The following is a 21,822-nucleotide window of genomic DNA, read 5'->3' as shown; positions in this document are numbered from 1 at the left end:
GTATTAAATACAAAAGCCGATCTTAAATTATAATCACGCTATTGCAAGCACTTATCCTCAGCTTTAAAACGCGCTAATATAGGCACATTATTTAGCAATTACGCAGAGCTATGTTTAAACAACACGTGCAAGGCAATCACACTGTATTAAGCCACCCTAAATACACGAGCCAAATTACCCTCGATTGGTTTGATGCAAATTATTGGCAACAACAAAATAAAATTGTGGGCGCTAAAAAGGGCCGAGCAACTGCGTGGTTTTTTAAGCAAGACGAATTAACAGCCGTACTTAGGCATTATTGGCGCGGTGGCTTAGTAGGTAAATTGCTAAGCGATCAATATTTATACCCAGGGCTTGAACAAACCCGTGTGTATAAAGAGTTTAGCTTAATGAGTAAACTTATAGAGCTTGGTTTAAACGTACCAACCCCTATTGCAGCTAAAGTAACCCGCAGCGGATTAATTTACCGCGGTGATATTATTACCGAGGCTGTTAAAGGCGCTAAAAGTGTACTCGACATATTAATTGAACGCTCATTGACTGAAGATGAGTTAGAGGGCATAGCTAGAACAATCGCGCTATTTCATTCAAAAGGTGTGTATCACGCCGATTTAAACATTAATAACATTTTGTTTGATGCTACTGGTGATGTGTATATTATCGACTTTGATAGAGGTGAAATAAAAATGCCTAATGTGCAGTGGCAACAAAGTAATATGGAACGACTTGAGCGCTCATTTTTAAAAGAACAAGGTCGAAACGAGTCATTTAATTGGCACGCGAGTAACTGGCAAACTCTGCATAGCAACTACCTCAAAGCACTCGCTAATATAAGTTAACCTAATATAAGTTAACTTAGTTAGCCAATGCTAAATACTGCAGAGCAACCTGCTCTGCTTGTACTTGTTTTAGAATATCTGCGTTTTCTACATTTGGCTTATCTGCTAGCACCTGCTTAACGGCATTGGCTAATGCCTCACTTTGTCCAGCAGGTACTAAATATTTACTTAGCTCGCCTGTTAATATCTCGCTTGGTCCAAATGTACAATTAGTGCTAACTACCGGAGTACCGACCGCTAAAGCCTCAATTAATACCGTTGGAAGTCCTTCAAAATCAGAACTCAACACTAAAGCTTTGGCATGCTTAATCCAGTTGTACGGGTTTTGTTGAAATCCTGGCACTACTAACTGTTTTTCTATGCCGTATTCCTGTGCAAGCTTTAGCGCTTTAGCCGGTTTATTACATAAAAGTACTAACTTGTATTTTTTATCAAGCTTTGCAAATGCTGCAAATAATATATCGTGGCGTTTTTGTTTGGCGAGTCTTCCTACATGAATTAAGTAGGGCTCATTTGGGATATTGTTATTTTGCTCATTTGCTTGCTGTCTTATTTTTTCAAAATCGAACGGGTTGTAAATAGTCGCAATTGCACTTGGGTTAATTAAATCCCCTTGTATTATTTCTTTTTCAACACCCTTTGATACGCAAATAAGTGATTTACCATTTAAATTTTGCTTACTTTTTTTAAGATATAAGTATGAAAATGGACCTAACTTTTTTTGACGTGCAAGTTCTGCATTAACTGAGTTGTGAATAACAAAATGAATATTTTTGATATTACTACGCGCGAGCAAGTTATTACTTTTATCAAGATTAGAAAGCACTAAATCAATATTGCCCAGCTCGCTTTGTTTTTTTTCAAACCAAGTTTGTAGTGTTAAAATGCTATTTTTACGCTGCCAAAATCGATCTACTTTTGATGCCCTATGTGCGAATAAACTCTCCACGTTAAGTACTTCAGGGATATTATATTCAATAGAGTTAGCAAGAGACAAAATAGTGATTCTGTGCTGTAACTTGGCCATTTCCTCAGCAAGGGTAAGCATTACTTTTTCAGCACCACCACCCACTAGGGAATCAATTACAATCACTATATTCATTAGCGATCCCCTATAAGCATATTTTTTATGCCATTAGTGATCACATCGAAGCTATGTGTATTATCAAGTTGGCTATATTTAGCAACGAATTCATTATAGAAAGGCTCGCTAATAACCTGAGCTATTTTCGTAGTGATTTCATCAATATCAAGATTTGCTTTTATGACAACACCTGCATTAACACAATGATCCAAACGTGTATTTTGATCTTTTGAGATAGCACATGCCACAACGGGGGTTTGAACTGCAATTGCTTGCAGTAAAGTATCTCCACCGCTAAGTAATGCGATTTTAGCTTGGCTCATTAATGCCAAAAAATCAGTACTTTGCAGACTTGCTAAGCAAGTAACCTCATCACTTTCAGGAATGGCTTTCTTATAATTGGGACCAAACACAACAACTGCTTTTAAACCAGTGTGCTTAGTAATTTTAAGCGCGGCTTTAAAGTAAACATCAGCGCAATTAAGGTTATTTAATACATGTCCGCCTGAGCCAGCATTTACAATAAAATAGCCTTCCGATACTAAGTTATAGCGATTTAAAACATCACGTTTTTGCGCGCAAGAGGCAAATGTAACAAAAGGACCTACATTTCGAGGATGTGCCAAGGGAAACATGTCTAACTTCGTACTTTCAGCCCATGTAAGTGGCTCAATACAATAATCAGGCTGTACAACCCAATGTGTATCAATTAAATTAATTCTGTTAAGTTTTAAGCCTTTAGCACGTTTTTTTGCATGCTGAGAAATGAATATAACTTTAGCGCCTACCTTTTTAGCTGCCTTCATATGCCCTGCACGTCCTGCACAATCAAAAACAACGACATCAGGTTTAAATTGCTCTATAAAGTCGCAAACAAAATCAAGCTCTTTAGTCGCTGAGTGTTCGAGTAGTGTGGCTTCAAAAGGACAATCTTTTGCGTAGCTTGTATGCTTATTTAATATAAAGTGAATATCGAGAGAATCTGCAAGTTCTGCCTGTAAACTTTGAGCCAACAACAACGAGCGCATATATTCACCAATGCCTTCTGGTGATGATACTGGAATAAATAAAAGTCGTTTGTTGCTCATTGCATTCTCAATGTCCTATTTGAGCTCCAGTATATCAATCAGATACTTATTACGATAGACAGGTTACATTTTAATATATTAAATTAACTCTATAAATTTGATTATTTACTGCAATAGCAGACTTAGATTGATAAACTTAGCCGCAATCTTAATCACAAGGATCTGAACTTTGCGAAACAGAATTTTTCTACTTTCTACTCTTTTTTGCGCTATGAGCGCATCAGTTAATGCTGAGCCATGGGTAAAACCCGATGATTATGGTCTAAGAGCTGATATTCAACAATTAGCTGATGCCGGTGTTATTTTAGCTCCTGTAACTACCTATCCGCTTATGTGGAAAAGTTTTATAAGCGATGTGGAAAGTATGCCGCTGGAGCAATTATCTCCAAGCTTACAAGATGCTTTACTTCGCGTTAAACATCGATATAAATCAGAAAATAGTAGCTCACATAGTCTTCAATTATCAGCTTTTGCAGCCACAGATCCAATCATAGCAACAAGCTTTGGTGCAACAAATACTCAAGAAACAGAGCTTTCAGCAGCTTACGCTTATTTAGGCGATAACTTTGCAGCTAAAGTAGCTATAAACTATAGAAAAGACGGTAAAAAATGTTTAGTTGATGGAAAAACGACTGACGATATAGTTACCGATGAGCAAGCTTTAACCGATTGTAACGATACCTCACTTGATAATAGTTACTTAGCTTACCGTTTAGGTAACTGGATTTTTAGAGCCGGTGCTGTTGAACAATTTTGGGGACCTGGTGTTGATAACAGCTTAATTATGTCAGGTAATGCGAAACCTTTACCTGCACTAAGTGTTACTCGAGAAAAAAGTACTGCTTTTGAGACACCATGGCTGAGCTGGATTGGTCAATGGAGCTTTACAGCACAAATGGCAAAGCTTGAGTCTACGCGTGTTATACCTGATGCTTTACTGTGGAGTACTCGTGTTAATTTTCGCCCTATTCAACAGTTAGAAATCGCACTTAGCTGGTCTGCACAATGGGCTGGCGATGGACAACCGGGCTCAGCGGGTGATTTTATTGATGTTATAACAGGGCAAACTGCATGTATAGGTGAAGCCAATAGTTGTGATGTTCAATTTGAGTCTAAAATTGGAAACCAATTAGCTGGTATTGATGTTCGTTGGTCAGATACACTATTCAATCACCCGTATGCGCTTTATGCCAGCACTATAGGTGAAGATGCAAGCTCACAGTTTAAACCGTCTGATAGAGCTTATTTATTTGGTGTACAGACAACACAACGCATATATGAACAAAACATACTATTTAATATAGAGTATATTGATACAGGTGTAACATGCACCAGTGAGCTAATTCGCGAGAATTGTTACTATGAGAACATTGATTATAAGTCAGGCTATCGCTACCACGGTCGAACTATTGCATCGACATATGATAACGATACACAATCAGTTGTTTTAACTCTGCTTGGTCAACTGTCAAACGGTGATGATTGGCAGGTAAAATTACATAACGTTGATTACAATAGCGATAAAAGTGATCGTTATCCAAATAACCCAGATTTAGGTAATTCTATTACTAAAACAGGGTTTAACTCTAAGCAATTAGAACTTCGTTACAGAATGCTTTCTATGGGAGGACGCGTCACTTTAGGTGCTTTTGCGTCTAACAACGACGGCGCTGAAAACGATACTTCTGCATTTGCTAAGTACGAATATAACTTTTAATAAAGTAACGTATTAAAAGTAAGAAAGGGATGAAAACAGTGTTTTCATCCCTTTTTTTTATTTTTTAGCAAACTAAATCAGTAATTACTGTTTAATTTTACTTATTACTTTTGATGTTGAGCACCCATCTAAAAATTCAAGCACTTCAACTTTTCCGCCATGGCGAAGTACATGCTCAGCACCCGCTATTTGCTCTACGGTGTAGTCGCCACCCTTAACTAAAATATCAGGGCTTATTTGCTCAATTAATTTAGCGGGAGTATCGTTTTCATCTAGACTACCAAACGGAATAACCCAATCAACTGATGAAAGTGCGCTAAGTACCATTGCACGCTCATCTAGCGGGTTAATAGGACGATCTGCCCCCTTTAAGCGCGTAATAGATTCATCATTATTTAATCCAACAACGAGTCTATCGCCTCGGGCTTTAGCTTGTGCTAAATAACGCACATGCCCAGCATGTAAAATATCAAAGCAGCCATTAGTAAATACAATGGTTTCGCCATTTTGTTTTGCAAACTCAATATGTTGAAGGACATCATCAAATGGTGTTTGGTAATGCTCACCAGTAGTATGTAAATACTGACCAAGCTTACGACTTAACTCTTCTGGCGAAACTGTAGCTGCACCAAATTTACTAACCGCTATACCTGCCGCTAAATTAGCAATTTCGACTGCATCTTTAGGTTCCATGCCCGCACCAAGCATAACGGCTAATGTAGCTATAACCGTATCACCGGCCCCAGTCACATCGCTTACTTCAAGCTCTTGTGCTGCAAAATCAAACTTTTCATCTGCATTAATTAACGACATACCTTGCTCAGAACGCGTAAGCAACATGGCTTTAATGCCATTTTTGCTAATTAAATCACGCGCACTTGCTGCTAAAGCTTCTTCTGAATCGGTTTGACCACCCGCTAACTTAAACTCATGTAAATTAGGCGTAATGTAATCAGCACCTTCATATAAATGTAAATCTGGCGATTTAGGGTCGATTAAAACCGTTTTTCCGGCGCTCTTAGCTAGGCTTACCATTTCTTTAATTAAGCTTAAAGATCCCTTGCTGTAATCAGAGAATACAATAAAGTCGTATTCATCTAGCACAAGCTCTAAGCGGTTTAATAGTAATTGACTATGTTGCTCAGTAAACGTTTCTTCTAAATCAAGACGAACGAGTTGTTGATGGCGACTAATAACGCGCATTTTAGAAATAGTCGGTAAATCACATACACTGACTAATTGTGAGCTTATTTTTTCACCTTTTAGAATAGTCTCTAAAATCTGCCCGCTTTCATCTTCACCAATTAAGCCCAGTAAGCCGACTTTTGCATCTAATCGCGCTATATTTTTTGCAACGTTAGCTGCACCGCCCGCTTTGTCTTCAAATTTACTTACTTTAACAACAGGTACTGGCGCTTCAGGCGAAATTCGACCTGTATCACCATACCAATAACGGTCTAGCATTACGTCGCCAACAACTAATATACGTGCTGCCGATAAGTTTTTTAATAACGATAAATCCATTACTGCTGCTCCGCAACAACCATATCCATGGCTTCACATAACCAGTGACCTATAAACATGTGAGCTTCTTGGATACGTGCTGTTTCGTCGTTTTTTATAATGATAGGTAACTTAGCAATATCTTTTACTTTACCGCCATCACGCCCTGTTAATGCCACTGTAAAAGCGCCTAGTTTATTTGCAGCTTCTAATGCTAAGTTAATATTATTACTAGTACCTGATGTGGTTAAACCTATCACTAAATCTTCTGGCTTACATAGCGCTTGAACTTGGCGTTCAAACACCGTATCAAAGTGATAATCGTTGCTGTGTGCTGTTAAAATTGATGTATCTGTAGTCAATGCCATTGAGGCAAGCGGACCACGTTCTAATTTGTAACGCACTACAAATTCTGCTGCTAAATGCTGCGCATCGGCTGCACTACCGCCGTTACCAAACCAAACAATCTTGCCACCAGCTTGTAATGCACTGTGGCATGCTTCTAACAGTTGCATAGATTCTTGATGATAAGCTTCCATCGTTTCAAATAATGCTTGATGACGGTTTAATGTTTCAACGTAGCTAGTTGCCACTGAATCGATAATTGACATGAAAAATTCCTCTAGGAACTGAAATAGCAGGGAAAAATTAAATCCATTATTCCATAATTTTATTTAATTGTGTGCATTTTATCGGGTTATAACTGAACCCAGACCATATTTTATTGTGAGTATGTTTAGAAAACGGCTATTTCACGGTAAACTAACGCCACCTCCCTTTAAGAAAGATCAGTATGGCACGCATTTTTTACTCTCTAGCATTAATTTTTATTAGCCCACTGATTGTATTTTATCTCTATATTTTACGAGGTAAAAAAAACCAAGGCTATCGTGCACACTTTAAAGAGCGCTTTGGGTTTGTCAGTAAGTCTTTATTTACGACTAAAACCAAACCTTTAGTTTTTCATTGTGCTTCTGTTGGTGAGGTACTCGCCGCAACGCCGCTTATTAAAGCTCTTCAAAAAGCGCATCCAAATTTAAATATACTTATAACCTGTAATACTCCAACAGGCAGAGAGCAAATACTTAACCAGTTTAAAAATTCTGTGGCGTGTAGCTACTTACCAATCGATTTTCCGTTTGCGACAGCCCGATTTTTAAAGCGTATAAAGCCACAAGCATTATGTATTTTAGAAACAGAGCTATGGCCAAATTTAATGGCGATAAGTCACAAAAAAAATATACCGGTACTTGTTATCAATGCAAGACTCTCTGAAAAGTCACAGCAAGGCTATCAAAAGGTCGCTAAATTAACGCATATTATTATGCGCTCAATTACAGTACTTGCGAGTCATAACAAGGCAGATGCAGAGCGTTTTATAGAGCTTGGTCTCGAAACTTCAAAAAGCCATGTAACAGGCTCTATAAAATTTGATATAACACCAAGTGACGAGCAATTAGCCAAAGTACTCAACCTTAAACAGCTTTACAGTATTAATAAAAATAGTAGTAATGAAAATAGCAGTACTGAACACATCAATGACGAGCGCTTCGTATGGGTAGCAGGCTCAACACATCCTGTAGAACATGAATTAGTATTGGCAGCTCACCAACAGTTACTAAAAAAGCAACCTAATGCATTACTTATAATTGCCCCGCGCCATCCAGAGCAATTTGATAAAGTAGCTGAGCTTTTAACACAAAGCCCACTTAGTTTTAGCCGTCGTAGCCAAAATAACTACAACAATGAACAAGTACTCCTTGCTGATACGCTTGGTGAATTACAGTGTTTATATGGCGCTGCAAATGTGAGCTTTATTGGTGGCAGCTTAATACGCAGAGGTGGGCATAACCCACTGGAATCAGCCGCGTTTTCGGTAGGTTTAATAACAGGTCCACACACATACAATTTTGATCATGTTTATCCCGAGCTAATAAAACTTAAAGCCACTGTAGTGGTTGATAGCAATGACGAACTAGCAAAGCAGCTCATAACGTTTAGCCAAAACACAAAAGCGTGCCAAACCTTAGGTATTAAAGCTGCGCAATGCGTAACTAAAAACCAAGGTGCTATACAAAAAACACTTACCATTATTAATCAATATTTAGAGCCAAAACCGTGACCAACATAGCTATAAGCCAAACCCGTGAATGGGTGTCATCTGTTATTGTTAAATATAACTTTTGCCCATTTGCTCGAAAAGAAGTAGAAAACAACTGTATTCATTACATAGTAAGCCCTGCAGCAACTATGGATGATGCCGTAATGGATATGCTTGAGCAATGTGTTGAGCTTGACCGCGAACCAGAGCGCGAAACAACCCTTATCATGTTTGACAACGGCTTTAGTGATTTTGAAGACTTTTTAGACTTGGTCGATTTAGCTAATGCACTTTTAGTCGCGCAGGGGTTTGAAGGGAAGTATCAAATTGCTAACTTTCATCCTGATTACGTATTTGCCGACAGCGATGAAACTGATGCCGCAAATTACACAAATAGAGCGCCCTTTCCTACTTTGCATTTAATTCGCGAAGCAAGTATGAGCGAAGCACTTGATAGTTATAACGAGCCTGAATCTATTCCAGAGCATAATATAAACCTAGCAAGGCGTAAGGGTATTGATTTTTGGCAGCAGTTACTCGAAGGCTGTAAAAAACCGAGCGCTTAAACGCTCGGTTTTATTTTGGTTCGTGCAAAACTTTTTACAAAACAAGGCAATAACTAACGCTTATTTTTTAACCCAGTTACCATTTACTTCAACGTAATGACCACTTTGGGTTTTTTCAATTGTTTTAGCGGCAGCAAGTGCTTCTACTTGTGAAAGTGACAAGTTATTCTTTTTAGCCAGCTTTAAGTACTGCGCTTTACGCTTTGCATTTATGTCATCAACAACTGCTTTTGCTTCTGCGTTTTGTACAACGAGCCCTAAATAACCAGAGCTATCTTCACCTACAAAACCTTGGTTTTTAGCGTCATCAAGGCTAATAGCCCACGCAGAGAACGACATACATACTGCACTAACTAACGTAATAATATTTAATTTTTTCTTCGTATTCATGTTTTAGCTCCTTAAAATAACTCACTGTCGTCACTAAACAAACTGTCGAGTTCTTTATCTACTTTTACGCGAATTTCGTGATCGACCTTCACATTTAAATTAATAGTAATGGGCTCTTTAGCAGACACCTCAACTCGGTGCGTGCAGGCACTTAGTGCACTAATAGCACCTAGCGCGAGCAGTACTTTTATCAATAACGACTGTCTCATTATTAGTTTCCTTTTTGTGAGTATTGTTGCTCAACTTTTTGTGTAATTTCGTCACTTAAACGCAGTGCGCGTAAAAGTGTAAATACGTTTTCTTCGTGGTTATAATTAAAGTTAACTTGCTGCTGCTCTGCTTTATTATAGCCTTGTAAATTAACCCCAAGCTTTAACCAGCCATCGTTTTTTAATGCCACACTGCTATTAAGTTTTTGAATATCTAAATTAGTTAATAGCCCTAATACAGGTTGCAACTCTTGCTGTTGCTGCATTACTGAATCAAACGCGGCATTATTGGTGATTTTTAAATTACCTGTTCCTTGGCTAAATAAACTACCGTCAATTATTTCAATTTTTCCACTATCAAAATGGACAGGTAAAGACCCCGCCAAGCGTCCCGTTAATACAATGCCCGACTTATCGTCGAGTGTAACGAGTTTACTTGCATCAATATTTTCAAACTTAACATTGGCAACTTGGTTTGGCTTCCCTATTGTGTAGGTATCTAACGAAAACTCGCCGCCAAACACACTTCCTTTTACATCATTTATAAGCGCGGTATTACTACTCACTTGCCATTGCCCTTTAATCGCTTTAACTACGGCACCCGCTCTAAACTCATTTAAATTAAAGGTAGTTGGTTTTACATTAAGCTTACCTGAATTATATTCCCCGCTAAATACACTGTTTAAATCACTCGCAAGGTAATCGTTATACAGTGCACTTGTATGACTAATCCCCATATTGAACAGTGCATTTTGTAAGTTTATATCGCCACTAATATAGCCATTAAATTCGCCCTCTGTTAGTTGTGCAAGTGGCTCAAATTGCCTAATAAGCGCATTTAACAGCAGCGTACTTTGTTCAGGAATAATGACTTCAAACGGATGAGCTTGCGACGACATATGATGATTTACAACTAACTCAACATCGTTTATAAATGCGTGATGCGTGGCTTTTAGTGCACGACTTTGCAAGCCTGTAGACTCTACTTTTATATTATTAAGTTTTATGTCAGGGCTATTAACAGTCTTTATATTTGTTTTTGCTGTTAGATTAGCAAATAACTCACCTACGCCTAAATTAGTATTTGCTGTTAATGTGTTACTTATATCTGTGACTTTAAATTCTTTATATTCTGCGCTTTTTAATCGCTGAGTTAACGCTACCTCTGCGTTTAACTGTTTATCCATTTTTGCTGTTAAATCACCTTGGTATTGCACTGCACTTATATCAAACGCATCTACACTATTAAGCGTTAATTTAGCATTTATAAGCCCAATTGGTTTTGAGTCTATAAACTCACTTATATTAAAGTGACCACTAAGGCTAAGCCCATTCGCTGTTGCAGGAACAAACTCAGGCAAGCTTTCAAGCATAACGGCGTAATCGCCTTTAATTACAGCGCCAGATAACTGAGCATTAACGTTAATATTATTTATATCGGGTGTATTTATTTGAGCTGATAAAGTTGTCTGTAAGTACTCAAATGGAGATGTAATATTTAGTATTGTATCTGTTATTAAAATATCAAATTGCTTATCGCCTTCACTCATCAAATTAATTGCAGGTACCCTCAACTCACTAGCCTCTAAGCGAATTGATTGAGGGAGTTTAAGTTGCCAATTTAAAGGAACTTGTTTGCTAACAAAGCCTGCGTATTCACTCGGTGGAGTTAACTCAATACAGCTTGGTGTTAGATTAATTTTGTTATTAAGCAAATCGGTATTAAACATTAACGCTTGGCTATTTAAATTAAAACGCGTCGCCAATTTACCAGTGGTTAATACGTTAACTTGGCACTGCTGATTTGTATGAGAAAACTCATACGTGTGAGCAAACTGGGAGCTAATATCGCCATTTAATTCAAGTTCTATACCATCAAAGCTAAATGCTTGCTGAGTATTAAAGTTAGCATCTGCAATTAATGTATTTTTAGTGTTTATAACGTGCTTTAAAAAAGTGTCATTAATTTCAAACTGACCACTTACTTTATTAACAGCCAAATTTGCACTCGCGTTTATATCACCCGTGACATTAAATTTATTTAGTGTGGGTTCTAATATACTTATTTTTAGTGGCTTATTGAGCTCATCACTTTTTACTATAAGCTGTTTAATGCTGATTAATGGGCGATTTAAGGGAAGCGCTAAATCGAGATTTTTAGTAAGTTGATTAGCATTATCACTTTTAGGGAGTGAATTAACTGCTAGCACTGCATTTTTAATATCTACACGCTTTGTATTTGCAGTAATACCAGTAAGTTGTAATTGTTGATTTTGATAATTTACACATACTCTGTCAGCATGAATATTTAAGCTAGACGTGATTGAAAAATCAAGGCAACTTAACGTAATGCCTGCTTTTTTAAGCTCAGGCGCTATAACCCACTGTAATAAAGGTAAACGAAATACATAACCAAGCAGCAAGGTACTTAGCAATACAGCTCCAACAATTAAACCAACTCGCTTAAACATACTATCCTTAAATGCTTTGTGCTTTTAGCTAAAACTATACTAATCAAAAAAGGCTGCACAATGCAGCCTTTTTTATTTTACAGTAAGATTATGAATCTAACTTGTATAAACGCAAATGTAATTAACCTACATTTTTACGTGCGTTACGGAACATACGCATCCACGGACTATCCTCGACCCACTCATCAGGATGCCAAGAGTTGGCAACGCTTCTGAATACACGTTCTGGATGCGGCATCATTACAGTGGCGCGACCATCAGTTGACGTAATACCTGTAATACCTTCTGGAGAACCATTAGGGTTAGCTGGGTACTGCGTTGTAGGGTTACCGTAGTTATCTACAAACTTAACCGCTACAGTGCCGCTATTAAGCGCCACTTTAGTGGCTGCATCATTTGCAAATTCAGCATGACCTTCACCATGAGAAACTGCTATAGGCATACGCGAGCCAGCCATTCCGTTAAAGAACACAGACGGATTCTCTTGTATTTCTACTAAACTAAAGCGTGCTTCAAAACGCTCTGATTTATTTGTTACAAAGCGCGGCCAATGTTCAGTGCCAGGGATCAACTCTTTTAACGTTGATAACATTTGGCAACCGTTACATACACCTAAGCTAAAGGTATCTTCACGGTGGAAGAAGTTTTGGAACTGATCGCGTGCCATGTCGTTAAACAAAATAGACTTAGCCCAACCTTCACCCGCACCAAGTACGTCACCGTATGAGAAACCACCACATGCCACTAAACCTTTGAATTGCTCTAGTGTTAAACGTCCTTCTAAAATGTCGCTCATGTGTACATCAACGGCTGCAAAACCTGCGCGATTAAACGCTGCCGCCATTTCTAAATGAGAGTTAACACCCTGCTCACGTAAAATAGCCATTTGCGGTTTAGCACCGGTTGCAATGTATGGTGCAGCTATATCTTCGTTTAAATCAAAGTTAAGTTTTACGTTTAAGCCTGGATCTTTTGCATCAAATTTTGCATCAAACTCTTGCTTAGCACATTCAGGGTTATCACGGCGTGCTTGCATTTGATACGTTGTTTCAGCCCAAATAGTACGAAGATCAGTACGCGTATGATTAAGTACCGTATTTTCGCCACGGTTAAATATAATCGTATCATCACTGTTAAGCGTGCCAATGTTGTGGCTAATTGCTGCTATACCATGTTGTTCAAACACCGCATTTACTGCATCTAAATCAGCATTTGCTACTTGGATTACGGCACCTAGCTCTTCGTTATAAAGTGCTTCAATATCTGAACCTGTTAAACCAGCTAAATCAATCGTTACACCGGTATGACCCGTAAACGCCATTTCAGCTACTGTGGTAAATAAACCACCGTCTGAGCGGTCATGATAAGCAAGTAACTTACTATCAGCCACAAGCGCTTGCATTGCGTTATAAAAGCCTTTTAATAACTCTGGGCTATCAACATCAGGTGTTACATCACCCAATTGCTTATAAACTTGCGCAAGGCTTGATGCGCCCATGCGGTTTTTACCCGCACCTAAATCAACTAATATAAGCGATGTGTCGCCTTTATCTGTGCGCAGTTGTGGCGTTACTGTTTTACGTACGTCGTCAACACGACCAAACGCAGTTATAACCAGTGAAAGCGGCGATGTTACTGACTTCTCTTGTGAGTCACCTTCATCTTTCCATGTCGTTTTCATTGACATAGAATCTTTCCCCACTGGAATCGTTAAACCAAGCGCAGGACAAAGCTCTTCCCCTACAGCTTTAACAGCTTCATATAAACCAGCATCTTCACCTGGGTGACCCGCTGCTGCCATCCAGTTTGCCGATAACTTAATGTTTTCAAGGCTACCGATGTTTGCACAGGCAATATTAGTTAACGACTCAGCTACCGCTAAACGAGCAGATGCACCGTAATTAAGTAATGCTGCAGGAGTACGCTCACCAAGTGACATAGCTTCACCGTGGTAAGTATCATACGTTGCCGCAGTTACTGCACAGTTAGCAACAGGTACTTGCCAAGGACCGACCATTTGATCGCGCGCTACTAAACCCGTAACTGAGCGATCGCCGATTGTTATTAGGAATGTTTTTTCTGCAATGGCTGGTAAACGCATTAAGCGCTGCGCTGCATCTGCTGCATTTATTAATGTAGTATCAAGCGCTTTACCAACAACTTGCTTTGACGTTACATCGCGGTGCATTTTAGGTGCTTTACCTAATAATACGTCCAGCGGTAAATCAACAGGGTTATTTTCAAAATGGCTGTCTGACACTGTTAAGTGAGGTTCAGCGGTTGCTTCACCAATAACAGCGTACTGGGCACGTTCACGCTTACAAATTGCTTCAAAGCGATCAAAGTCCTCTACGCCAACAGCGAGTACATAACGTTCTTGTGATTCATTACACCAAATTTCGTGTGGTGCCATGCCTGGCTCATCGTTAGGAATGCTACGTAATTGGAACTTACCACCACGTCCGCCATCATTAACAAGCTCAGGAAACGCATTTGATAAACCGCCAGCACCTACATCGTGGATGAATGCAATTGGGTTTTCATCACCTAGCTGCCAACATTTATCGATAACTTCTTGGCAACGACGTTCCATTTCTGGGTTTTCGCGTTGTACTGAAGCAAAATCTAAATCTTCGTTTGATTGACCTGAAGCCATGCTTGATGCAGCACCACCGCCTAAACCAATGTTCATTGCAGGTCCACCTAACGCAATTAATTTAGCGCCAACAGGAATATCGCCCTTTTGAACATGATCAGAGCGAATATTACCTAAACCACCGGCAAGCATAATTGGTTTATGGTAACCACGTACTTCTTCGCCATTATGGCTTGTTACTTTTTCTTCGTAAGTACGGAAGTAGCCTAATAAGTTAGGACGACCAAACTCATTATTAAATGCAGCGCCACCTAGTGGACCCTCTGTCATTATATCAAGCGCGTTAACAATACGACTCGGCTTACCAAAATCGCTTTCCCATGGTTGCTCGTAACCTGGAATACGTAAGTTTGATACAGTAAAGCCAACTAAACCTGCTTTTGGCTTAGAGCCACGACCAGTTGCGCCTTCATCGCGAATCTCACCACCAGAACCTGTAGCCGCACCAGAGAATGGCGCAATAGCTGTTGGGTGGTTATGAGTTTCAACTTTCATTAGTATTTCAATGTCTTCTTGATGATACGCATATTCACCTTGCGCATTTGGGAAGAAGCGACCCGCTTTTGAGCCTTTCATTACTGCCGCGTTATCTTTATACGCCGACAATACATTTTCAGGATTTAACTCAAACGTATTTTTAATCATTTTAAACAGCGATTTTGGCTGCTCTTTTCCATCAATTGTCCAGTCAGCATTAAATATTTTATGGCGACAATGCTCTGAGTTTGCTTGTGCAAACATAAACAATTCGATGTCGTTAGGGTTACGTCCTAACTTTATAAAGTTTTCTACCAAGTAATCTATTTCGTCATCAGCAAGGGCAAAACCTTGCTCAACATTAGCTATTGCTAATGCTTCGCGTCCGCCGCCTAAAATATCAACAGACGACATTTGGCGCGGTGCATCACTGCGAAACAGTTGTGCAGCATCTTCAAGCTCACTATGCGTGGCTTCGGTCATACGGTCGTGCAATAACGCAATTACTTGTGCAAGTTGTTCTGCGTTTAAGTCACCTTCAACATAATAAGCAATACCGCGTTCAACACGGTGAACCTGTTTTAAACCACAGTTATGGGCAATATCGGTTGCTTTAGATGCCCAAGGTGAAATGGTACCTGGGCGAGGTGTAACAAGTACAAGTTTGCCAGCTGGGGTATGCTCAGCAATAGTTGGACCGTAAGTTAATAGTTTTTCAAGCTTGGTTTGCTCGGAGCTACTCAACGGCGATGTTAAATCGGCAAAGTGAGCATACTCGGCGTATACGTTAGTGACTGGAAGTTGCGATTGTTGGCAACGCGCTAAAATTTTATTAACTCTGAACTCTGACAGTGCTGGTGCACCACGAAGGATCAACATAGGTAATTTCATCCGGGGTTAGGGATTGAACGATATTTTAGGCACGCATTATAGTCCAATTAGCATTCAGATTTAACTCAAAATTACGCTTTTCATAAAATTAACTTTTTAGCTTTATTTATAGCCTCTTTTGGTTAATAAAATAAAACGTAAAGTGACGCGATAGCTTAGTTTTGCTATAACAGTGGCTGGCGAGCTTAAGGGGCACTCAATGTTGAAAGAAAAACTAATAATAATCATTACTTTAGTTATGCTGTTATGTTCATGCGATATGCAAGAGCAGCCAACTCAACTCGCCCAAATAAAAGAACACAATAAAATACGTGTGGGTACCCTTGCCAGTGCTAGTAATTATTATCAAGCCGTTCAAGGTGAGCAAGGCTTTGAATATGAGTTATCTCAAGCCTTCGCTGAATATTTAGGTGTAGAGCTTGAAATAGTCCCTTTCTTTAACTTATCTGACATGTTTGAACGCCTTGAAAGCGGTGATTTAGACTTAATAGCGTCAGGACTTACCTATAATAAAACCCGTGCAGAGCAATACCGTTACGGACCAACTTACAGAACAATCAGCCAAAAGTTAGTTTATAAACAAGGGCGCGTTCGTCCTCGAGAGTTTGACGATTTAGATGGCAACTTTACGGTTATAGCTAAAAGTAGCCACTCGCTTACTCTACAAAAAATGAAGAAGAACAATCCAGATCTCACTTGGATAGAAAGCGAAGAGTTTGATGAAGAAGAACTACTTCAAGCAGTTATTGATGGCGAGATAGATTACACACTCGCTGATACGCATACGCTATCGCTGTTTCGCCGTTATCACCCAAATTTAAGCATTGGTTTTTCAGTTAGCCATAACGACCCGATTGCATGGATACTTAATAAATCTAAAGACGACTCTTTATATGCGTTGTTGGTGCCATTTTTTGGTGACGTTAAGCAAAGTAACCAGCTCTATGTACTTGAAGAAAAATACTTTGGTCACGTACGCCAATTTAACTATGTAAATACCCTTGCTTATATCGAAGCAATTAAAGAAACCTTACCAACATACCAGCCATGGTTTGAACAATATGCAGGTAGCCTTGACTGGCGGTTATTAGCGGCACTAAGCTATCAAGAATCTATGTGGAATCCTCGCGCTAAATCACCAACAGGTGTGCGCGGCATCATGATGCTAACTCGCAGTACAGCCAAACAAGTAGGTGTTACTAACCGGTTAGAACCAGAGCAAAACATTCGTGGTGGCGCTAAATACTTAAGCAAGCTTATTAAACGTATTCCTGACCGTATCCCGCAACCCGACCGCACATGGCTTGCTTTGGCCGGATACAATGTAGGTTGGGGGCACGTTAACGACGCACGTATAATTACCGAACAGCAAGGCGCAAGTCCTGACAAATGGGCTGATGTAAAAAAACGCCTACCGCTATTAATTAAAAAGCGCTATTACCGTAAAACTCGCTACGGTTATGCCCGAGGCGATGTAGCTGTTAAATATGTCGATAATATTCGTCGCTATTACGATGCACTTGTTTGGCTAGATGAAAATGATGCTATTGCTGCAGAGCCTGAGCCAGAACCAATTACAGAGTTGAGCACTGATACTGAGCTAAAACTAAACGAAAAAAGTGAAGTAAAAAGTAAGGCAGATGAAGCTCAAACAGAAAAACAACAACCTATAATCGAACCCGAACAGTCGAGTGAAAACAATGGCTAAGATTAATATAAGTACCCGTTTATTGAGTATGTCAGTAAGCAAAATTTAAGTAAATTAAATATCTGTTTACTTGTCACCAAATGATCACTAATGTGTGTTAATTGTATATCATTATTTTATAAGATATACCCGTGCCTTTCTCACTCTTGCATTAGGAGAAAACATGCTAAAACGTAGACGCACACAAAGATTAAAACGCAATGTCATTTATTCAACGGCCACACGTCGTCGTGTTATGTTGCGAAAACTACACAAAAAAATCATCTGGCGTCGCCGAATGTTTGCTATGCAGCAAATGGCTGAATCAGAAATAGAGCCAATCGCTAGTTAACTTTAGTTAGGCTTATTTATTTGATCATCACGAGCAGCTTTCTTAGCTGCTTTAATTTGCGCTCTTCTACGTTTAAAAAAATTCGAAATAGTATCCCCGCACTGCTGTGCCAAAACACCACCGCACACCTCAACTTGATGATTTAACTTAGGCTCTTGTAATAAATTCATAATTGAACCCGCAGACCCTGTTTTAGCATCGACTGCTCCAAATACTAAACGCTTTATTCTACTATGCACTAACAATCCCGCACACATAGAACATGGCTCTAACGTTACGTATAAGGTGCAATCAATTAAGCGGTAATTGTTAAGGACTTTTCCAGCTTCTCGCACTGCAATCATTTCGGCATGGGCAGATGGGTCATTATCCGTTATTGAGCGGTTATACCCGACTGAAACTAGCTGGTTATCTTTGACTACAATTGCTCCAACCGGAATTTCATCAAGCAGCTCTGCTTGCTTTGCATACAAAAGCGCTTGTTCCATCCAGTAGGAATCATCAAATGGTTCGTTCATTATTTCTACTTAAATAACCTTTTATGCTGTAATTATACCTAGTTAGCACTCAAAAGTGCGCCATTCATTACTTTATTCCAAAAATAAAACAATATTTACCCGTTTGTAATGGCTCACTCGTGCTGATTTACGCTATAATCTCACGCTTTTTTTATTTAGCTCACAACACGGGTAGCAAATGAAATTTCCTGGACGCCGCAGGCATAAACATTATTTTCCAGTGGAAGCCAAAGATCCACTTACCAATCAACTTAACGCAACAGAGCGATTACAACGTAGTTATATTACGGGTATCGATCAGATCGTTGTTGATATAGAGGCAAAAGTTGATCAAGCTTTCCTTGACGAATTTCAACTACGTAGAGGGATGTCGCAAGTTATTGATAGCGATACAACAAACGCCTTATACGATCGTTTAAAATTAAACAATATGGTTGATTTTGAGTTTGCCGGTGGAACCATTGGTAACACTATGCACAACTACTCTGTACTTGCAGATGATCGCTCAGTTTTATTAGGCGTAATGAGCGAAAATATAAAAATAGGTAGCTACGCTTACCGTTTTTTATGTAATACCTCAAGCCGTGTAGACTTAAACTACCTTCAACCAGTTGATGGGCCTGTAGGGCGTTGTTTTACATTAATTGATGAGACCGGTGAGCGTACTTTTGCAATAAGTGCAGGCCTAATGAATCACTTACGTCCTGAATCTATCGATAAAGACCTTATTGAGAATTCATCAGCGTTAGTGATTAGTGCCTATCTTATGCGTACTCAAGGTAGCGAAACAATGACTGAAGCCACTATGCAAGCGGTAAAATACGCTAATGACGCAGGTGTGCCAGTTGTGCTTACACTCGGTACTAAGTTCTTAATTGAACAAGACCCTACTTGGTGGGCAAACTTTGTTGAAAAGCATGTTGATATTCTTGCTATGAACGAAGAAGAAGGTTTAGCTATTACAGGTTTTGAAGATCCCCTTTTAGCTGCTGATAAAGCACTTGATTGGGTAGACTTAGTTATTTGTACCGCTGGCGAAAAAGGCTTATTTATGGCCGGCTACGTAGACGAAAGCTTAAAGCGTGAAACCGAATACCCGTTACTACCAGGCGCCATACCTGATTTTAACCGTTACGAATTCTCACGCGCTATGCGTAAAGATGAGTGTGATGAGCCTATCAGGGCATACAGTCATACTGCCCCATTTATGGGCGGGCCTGATTCAATCAAAAACACCAATGGTGCAGGCGATTGTGCACTTGCGGCTGTACTACATGATTTATCAGCGAATGTTTACCATAAACTTAATGTGGCAAACTCAGCTAAGCATCAGCAACAAGCTATTACTTACTCGTCACTATCGCAAATTAGTAAATATGCTAACCGAGCGAGTTATGAAGTGTTAGTTCAACACTCTCCGCGTTTATCTCGTGGCTTACCTGAACGTGAAGATTGTTTAGAGCAGGTTTACTGGGAACAATAAATTACAAAGGGAGCAATTATTGCTCCCTTTTGTTTACCTAAAAAATAGAAATATCGAGTTTTTTAGATAACAGCTCGAGCGCTGCAATTCCTGCAACCGAATTACCAAACGAATTAAGCCCCGGTGAATAAACAGCCACTGTAAACTTATTTGGTAGTACAGCTAAAATAGTTCCTGACACTCCCGACTTACCTGGCATGCCCACTCTGTAACCAAAATCACCCGCAGCATCATATAAACCACTCGTGAATAAAAGCGAATTAAGCTGTTTATTCTGACGACTACTTAAAACACGATTGCCCGAACGATTATCAACACCTTTATTAGCTAAAAAATTATAAGCTTTTGCTAATTCAATACAGTTGAGCTCAATAGAACAAAAGTTAAAGTAAGCCCACAAAACATCATCTACTTCGTTTTCAAAATTACCAAACGACTTCATTAAATGTGCCATAGCAGCATTTCGGTGCCTGAACTCATACTCTGAATTAGCGACTTTTTTATCAATTACTATGCCTCTATTACCAGCTAATAACCTGAAGGTTTCGAGCATAGAATGCATTGGCGCAGATAAGCGGCTGTATAATGCATCACACGTTACAATTGCGCCTGCATTGATGAATGGGTTACGAGGAATCCCCTTTTCAAACTCAAGCTGTGTAAGCGAGTTAAAGGCTGTACCTGAGGGTTCCTTTCCGACTCTATGCCAAAGTTCATCACCATAACGCTGTAGTGCCATAGTAAGTGTCATAACTTTAGAAACTGATTGAATAGTGAAGCGTTGAGAACAATCCCCCGCACATACAGTTTCACCATCAGTTGTATAAATAGCGATAGAAAATTGTTCCGGATCAACCTCGGCAAGCGCCGGTATATAATCAGCTACTTTCCCTTGTGATAATAAAGGACGTACTTCATGTGCTATTTCATCAAGCACCTTTTGGTAATCAGCTGTAGGCAATCTAGACCTCTATATCGTCATTCATAAAAATTGGATTTTAACACGCGCGATTAAGTGCACCTAGTTTTGTTGTCGAATTTAACGGTGAGATTTTACTAAATTTAAATAGAAAAAAACGTCACATTACTGTATCTGGTTTCTCTTAATTAAATCCTGGTAATGTCATGATGCCCACTGCGGTGGAGAGTCACAGTGCAAATGCTGCGAACACATTGTCGAGCGGAGATTTTTATGATTTTAGCGTCGGGAGTCGCTACGCTCGCCCGACCTACGTGATAGGTGTTGATGTGAGTGTGTGTTAATTGCGTGTTTTTCACTTTTCTGCAGACATAAAAAGCCCGAATCTTAAATTCGAGCGCTCTACAATGTGAAGTCGGTGCGCTACGCAGTAGGATGTCGTAGTGCCCACAGCGGTAGAGAGTCACATAGCAAATACTACACTATTATTAATCGTATCGTCTCTTAGTATGCAGAGTTTTACTAATTTCAAAAAGCAAAAAACCCGTTACATTACTGTAACGGGTCTCTCTTAATTAAATCCTGGTAATGTCCTACTTTCACATAGCAAATGCTACACTATCATCGGCGCTGTTTCGTTTCACTACTGAGTTCGGCATGGAATCAGGTGGGTCCAAAACGCTATTGTCACCAAGAAAATTCTTTTCAATTTTCTTGTTTTTAATTATTAAGATTAAAGTCCTTCGACTGAATTTGAAGCCTGGTAATGTCCTACTTTCACATAGCAAATGCTACACTATCATCGGCGCTGTTTCGTTTCACTACTGAGTTCGGCATGGGATCAGGTGGGTCCAAAACGCTATTGTCACCA

17 protein-coding genes and 2 rRNA genes are annotated in these 21,822 nt (G+C 39.4%); 7 read left to right on the top strand and 12 right to left on the bottom strand.

The features are described from left to right. The first annotated feature begins 110 nt into the window (after window positions 1-110). On the top strand, window positions 111-839 hold the full coding sequence (locus I6F43_RS05430) for a 3-deoxy-D-manno-octulosonic acid kinase (RefSeq protein WP_197101355.1): 729 nt from the start codon (window positions 111-113) through the stop codon (window positions 837-839). A 16-nt stretch (window positions 840-855) separates the two neighbouring features. On the opposite strand, the gene I6F43_RS05425 is transcribed toward I6F43_RS05430, so the two are convergent. Together I6F43_RS05425 and I6F43_RS05420 are read right to left on the bottom strand one after the other, a co-directional pair. Then, a complete protein-coding gene (locus tag I6F43_RS05425; RefSeq protein WP_197101353.1) occupies window positions 856-1,941 on the bottom strand; it encodes a glycosyltransferase in 1,086 nt (361 codons plus the stop codon). Next, the gene (locus I6F43_RS05420; protein WP_165729386.1) at window positions 1,941-3,011 is read right to left on the bottom strand and encodes a glycosyltransferase family 1 protein; all 1,071 of its coding nucleotides are present in this window, start codon (window positions 3,009-3,011) and stop codon (window positions 1,941-1,943) included. Before I6F43_RS05420 ends, I6F43_RS05425 begins: the two co-directional genes overlap by 1 nt. A gap of 211 nt (window positions 3,012-3,222) precedes the next feature. Between I6F43_RS05420 and I6F43_RS05415 the strand changes: the two genes are divergently transcribed. Further along, window positions 3,223-4,728: a capsule assembly Wzi family protein gene (locus tag I6F43_RS05415; RefSeq protein ID WP_197101639.1), complete on the top strand. Its 1,506-nt coding sequence runs from the start codon at window positions 3,223-3,225 to the stop codon at window positions 4,726-4,728. 84 nt (window positions 4,729-4,812) lie between these two features. Here I6F43_RS05415 and hldE read toward each other — a convergent pair whose 3' ends face one another. Together hldE and I6F43_RS05405 are read right to left on the bottom strand one after the other, a co-directional pair. Continuing rightward, entirely contained in the window at window positions 4,813-6,252 is a 1,440-nt protein-coding gene (gene hldE / locus I6F43_RS05410) for a bifunctional D-glycero-beta-D-manno-heptose-7-phosphate kinase/D-glycero-beta-D-manno-heptose 1-phosphate adenylyltransferase HldE (protein WP_166420974.1), read from the bottom strand. Beyond that, the gene (locus tag I6F43_RS05405) at window positions 6,252-6,842 is read right to left on the bottom strand and encodes an SIS domain-containing protein (RefSeq protein WP_002961065.1); all 591 of its coding nucleotides are present in this window, start codon (window positions 6,840-6,842) and stop codon (window positions 6,252-6,254) included. The genes hldE and I6F43_RS05405 overlap by 1 nt, the downstream gene beginning before the upstream one ends. Before the next feature lie 182 nt (window positions 6,843-7,024). On the opposite strand from I6F43_RS05405, the gene waaA reads away from it, so the two are divergent. Further along, window positions 7,025-8,353, top strand: a complete 1,329-nt coding sequence (gene waaA, locus I6F43_RS05400) for a lipid IV(A) 3-deoxy-D-manno-octulosonic acid transferase (RefSeq protein ID WP_197101351.1) — start codon at window positions 7,025-7,027, stop codon at window positions 8,351-8,353. Further along, window positions 8,350-8,898, top strand: coding sequence for a DUF1415 domain-containing protein (locus tag I6F43_RS05395; RefSeq protein ID WP_024591451.1), 549 nt, complete (start codon window positions 8,350-8,352; stop codon window positions 8,896-8,898). Before waaA ends, I6F43_RS05395 begins: the two co-directional genes overlap by 4 nt. Before the next feature lie 60 nt (window positions 8,899-8,958). Here I6F43_RS05395 and I6F43_RS05390 read toward each other — a convergent pair whose 3' ends face one another. The 4 genes from I6F43_RS05390 to purL form a co-directional block, all read right to left on the bottom strand. After that, window positions 8,959-9,288, bottom strand: a complete 330-nt coding sequence (locus tag I6F43_RS05390) for a YdbL family protein (protein WP_007584701.1) — start codon at window positions 9,286-9,288, stop codon at window positions 8,959-8,961. 11 nt (window positions 9,289-9,299) lie between these two features. Then, window positions 9,300-9,497: a YnbE family lipoprotein gene (locus tag I6F43_RS05385; protein ID WP_007584699.1), complete on the bottom strand. Its 198-nt coding sequence runs from the start codon at window positions 9,495-9,497 to the stop codon at window positions 9,300-9,302. A gap of 2 nt (window positions 9,498-9,499) precedes the next feature. Beyond that, the gene (locus I6F43_RS05380) at window positions 9,500-11,968 is read right to left on the bottom strand and encodes a YdbH domain-containing protein (RefSeq protein ID WP_197101349.1); all 2,469 of its coding nucleotides are present in this window, start codon (window positions 11,966-11,968) and stop codon (window positions 9,500-9,502) included. A 121-nt stretch (window positions 11,969-12,089) separates the two neighbouring features. Next, complete coding sequence (purL, locus tag I6F43_RS05375) at window positions 12,090-15,980, bottom strand: phosphoribosylformylglycinamidine synthase (protein WP_197101347.1); 3,891 nt, start codon at window positions 15,978-15,980, stop codon at window positions 12,090-12,092. Between the two features lie 211 nt (window positions 15,981-16,191). On the opposite strand from purL, the gene mltF reads away from it, so the two are divergent. Both mltF and I6F43_RS05365 read left to right on the top strand, forming a co-directional pair. Next, window positions 16,192-17,700, top strand: a complete 1,509-nt coding sequence (mltF, locus tag I6F43_RS05370; protein WP_197101345.1) for a membrane-bound lytic murein transglycosylase MltF — start codon at window positions 16,192-16,194, stop codon at window positions 17,698-17,700. Window positions 17,701-17,863: 163 nt separating this feature from the next. Beyond that, on the top strand, window positions 17,864-18,031 hold the full coding sequence (locus I6F43_RS05365; RefSeq protein ID WP_007584688.1) for a hypothetical protein: 168 nt from the start codon (window positions 17,864-17,866) through the stop codon (window positions 18,029-18,031). 2 nt (window positions 18,032-18,033) lie between these two features. Here the strand turns inward: I6F43_RS05365 and tadA are convergent, their stop codons facing one another. Further along, the gene (gene tadA, locus I6F43_RS05360) at window positions 18,034-18,549 is read right to left on the bottom strand and encodes a tRNA adenosine(34) deaminase TadA (RefSeq protein WP_010554384.1); all 516 of its coding nucleotides are present in this window, start codon (window positions 18,547-18,549) and stop codon (window positions 18,034-18,036) included. Window positions 18,550-18,727: 178 nt separating this feature from the next. On the opposite strand from tadA, the gene I6F43_RS05355 reads away from it, so the two are divergent. Continuing rightward, window positions 18,728-20,032: an inosine/guanosine kinase gene (locus tag I6F43_RS05355; RefSeq protein WP_010554383.1), complete on the top strand. Its 1,305-nt coding sequence runs from the start codon at window positions 18,728-18,730 to the stop codon at window positions 20,030-20,032. A 37-nt stretch (window positions 20,033-20,069) separates the two neighbouring features. Here the strand turns inward: I6F43_RS05355 and glsB are convergent, their stop codons facing one another. The 3 genes from glsB to rrf (I6F43_RS05340) form a co-directional block, all read right to left on the bottom strand. Then, window positions 20,070-20,993 carry a glutaminase B gene (gene glsB, locus I6F43_RS05350; RefSeq protein ID WP_007584683.1) on the bottom strand — a complete coding sequence of 308 codons (924 nt, stop codon included), beginning with the start codon at window positions 20,991-20,993 and terminating at the stop codon, window positions 20,070-20,072. Window positions 20,994-21,531: 538 nt separating this feature from the next. Continuing rightward, a 5S ribosomal RNA gene (rrf, locus tag I6F43_RS05345) occupies window positions 21,532-21,646 on the bottom strand. Window positions 21,647-21,709: 63 nt separating this feature from the next. Further along, a 5S ribosomal RNA gene (rrf, locus tag I6F43_RS05340) occupies window positions 21,710-21,822 on the bottom strand; the annotation flags it as partial.

Source organism: Pseudoalteromonas sp. NZS71_1 (genome assembly GCF_015864305.1).
Taxonomy (GTDB): domain Bacteria; phylum Pseudomonadota; class Gammaproteobacteria; order Enterobacterales; family Alteromonadaceae; genus Pseudoalteromonas; species Pseudoalteromonas arctica.
Note: the sequence above shows the minus strand (reverse complement) of the source record. Positions and strands in the feature narration are given on the sequence as shown.